Source organism: Zunongwangia pacifica (assembly GCF_023499215.1).
Taxonomy (GTDB): Bacteria; Bacteroidota; Bacteroidia; order Flavobacteriales; family Flavobacteriaceae; genus Zunongwangia; species Zunongwangia pacifica.
The window spans coordinates 1-2,694 of sequence record NZ_JAKHSK010000085.1 but is presented as its reverse complement, the minus strand read 5'-3'; the positions used below and the strand labels follow the sequence as shown (position 1 = coordinate 2,694).

Genomic DNA, 2,694 nt, shown 5'->3' with positions numbered 1-2,694 from the left:
TTACTAAACAGGTTTGATACTACCGTGGCAAGCTGGAAAGGGTTTAACTATCTTGCTTTTATTGTATTAGCCTTGAAAAAGTTCAAACCCTTCAAAAAGGAAAAAGTTTAAACGAGTTCAATAGTATAATTAAGTCTAATTTATGTCATATTGAATTTTTTTTAATATCGAAGTCTTTATAGTAAACAACACCATCGAAAATTTGATATATCTAAAAGATAAAGAATTGTGAGCATGTTTGCTAAGGATGATGTGGACTATCTGCGCATACTTTATGAACGCTATCATCGGTGAATCTATAACATTTTTATCCAGATAATTTCTGGATATTCTGGATCGCTGTTAAATTTAGCTTATAAACATTTTAAAACTTAAAAAAGCGATGTGGTCATGAGAAACATTCTGAAGCAACTGAATTATAAGTTTCTGATAAGAAAGGTATCTTTTGAGGGAATAAAAAGAATTGAAACAAACTAATTACCTGTTACAGCTTTGCGTGAAGTTGTATTTAATGCTTTGGTGAATTGTAATTATACGGGAGCACCAACACAAATCAGAGTTTATGAAGATAAGATTGTTTTCTGGAATGAGGGACTTTTACCTCAAGGGTTAAGTTGTAGAAGCATTAAAAGGTTTCCATGCTTCAAAACCGAGAAATATACCTATAGCTGATGTTTGTTTTAAAGGTGGCTATATTGATTCTTAGAGGTATGGAATGTTGAAAAAATATAACGTCAGTAAAGAAGTGGGGTTCGATGAACCCGAAATAAAAGAATTTTAAAATGGTTTATTGGTGAGGCTTTTCAAAAATAACCTGATTGCTGAACAGCTAAAAAAGTTTGGATTAAGTGAACGAAAAATCGCATCTATTGAGTATATAAAAGAAAAACTGAAATTACAAACAAAGAGAATCAGGAGTTAAATTCAGTAGCCAAACCAACTGCGACCAGAGATTTTGCAGAACTAGTTGACGAGTTTAATTTTTTTTAAAACACCGGCAAAGGGGCTGGAAGCTATTATAAAATAATTGGCTCTTTTTAAATTGATATTCTATATAATGAGTTTGGGGTTTAATAAGGTGAGCCGCTCCAAATGAAGGATTCTAAAAGCTACATGTTTGGTCAGGCCTGTTCCTTTATAAAGGAGTAGAATGGATGGAGCCTTTTAGTATCCAGAAATGGCAGGAATGGGAAGCTATCTTGAATGCTATTATTCATAAAGACTATTCTAGTACATATAACTTTCTTCGTGTTTATGATGATCGATTATATTTATGGAATCCGGGAAATTTGCCAGAAGAATTTGACAATTGATAAACTAAAATAAGAACATTTGTCATATTTCCGAAATCGAAATATAACCAATACCTTTTTTAAGCGGTCTATATAGAATTCTGGTGAAGAGGAATAAATAAAACTATCGATGCTTGTACAGAGGATGGACTGCCCGAACCTGTTATCGTGGAAGATCAAGGTGAAGTAAGTATTATTTTAAATAACAAGAACTTCCTACTAGAGGTCAATGCTTAATTATATATTAAGCAACATAGTTCTATAAATAATTCAGAATATCAACGACTTGAGAATATATCCAAACGAATGGCTACCTTGACTTATAGGATCAACTAAATAAAGAGCTGATTGAAAGAAATGGAACAACTGATGAACTTCTTATATTTTCCGAACTTAAACAGCAATATGGGCGTAAAGGAACCAAACGGGTCGCAATGGAGTCATGAATTATCAGATTATTCGCAATTAATAGTAGCAATATATGTGAAGTTATGTTTTTATAGGTTTTTATCTCAAAACGTATTTGCGGATTTACCATCAAAGAATATAATTTAATTGTTGAATTTAGATAGAAGAAACCTGTGTAACCTTACTAATAGTAAGGTTTTTAGCTACTTCATTAGTAATACTAATTAGTAATTTTGGTACGATTAATTATTTCCTTTACAAAATGCTAATTATGAAAAATTGGAATTTTTTGTGGCTATTAAGTATTTTATTTATAAATAACTTAATAGCCCAAGAAGATATTATACCACCTTCACCGAATTCACAGGCTTTTCAAACCTTTGGAGATTATCCAGTTACTTATAATAATGGAGTGCCGGATATTTCAATACCACTTTATAATATTAAGTTCAAAGGAGGACAATTGCCAATAGTTTTAAGATATCATATAAGGAATGTAAAACCTGCCTATAATACTAATAAAATTGGCTTTGGATGGGTTTTAGATTATGGTGGAGAAATTAGTAGAACTATAAAGGGGCAACCAGATGACACTAGTATTCGTTTAGATGAAAGCTTTATTAATGGAAGCATAAATCAAAATCAGTGGGCAGATGTCCAAAAACTTGATTATGCAATTCAAGGGCAAAGAGACGGTGAGTATGATATTTTTAATTATTCTTTTCCTAATGGAAGCGGGAAATTCATTATTGAAAATCAAGGAAATAGTTATAATGCTAAACAGATAGAATATCATCCTTATGAATTTAATTTTTCTTTGGAGCCAGCTTCAAATACAGCTTCAGGAAATAGAATAAAAACAATAGGACTTATAGATGAACTGTGTTTATATACAAGATAAATTTAAGTTATTTTCGGTGTAATAGGTTTTTTGTGTAGCAATAGCAAAGGCCTGCTTTAAAAGTTTGTTGACCACCGCTATCAAAGCCAGTTT

The 2,694-nt window shown here is 31.4% G+C and carries 2 protein-coding genes and 2 pseudogenes; 3 read left to right on the top strand and 1 reads right to left on the bottom strand.

Translation table 11 applies throughout. The annotated features are described in order from the left end of the window. The 3 genes and pseudogenes from L1967_RS22120 to L1967_RS22110 form a co-directional block, all read left to right on the top strand. Positions 1-111, top strand: a pseudogene (locus L1967_RS22120) (IS5 family transposase); the annotation flags it as partial. A gap of 1,043 nt (positions 112-1,154) precedes the next feature. After that, positions 1,155-1,313, top strand: coding sequence for a hypothetical protein (locus L1967_RS22115; protein ID WP_249603659.1), 159 nt, complete (start codon positions 1,155-1,157; stop codon positions 1,311-1,313). A 658-nt stretch (positions 1,314-1,971) separates the two neighbouring features. Next, complete coding sequence (locus tag L1967_RS22110) at positions 1,972-2,601, top strand: hypothetical protein (RefSeq protein ID WP_249603658.1); 630 nt, start codon at positions 1,972-1,974, stop codon at positions 2,599-2,601. Here L1967_RS22110 and L1967_RS22105 read toward each other — a convergent pair. Next, positions 2,587-2,694 (bottom strand): annotated as a pseudogene (locus L1967_RS22105) (IS110-like element ISCaa14 family transposase); the annotation flags it as partial. The gene L1967_RS22110 and the pseudogene L1967_RS22105 sit on opposite strands and share 15 nt — an antisense overlap.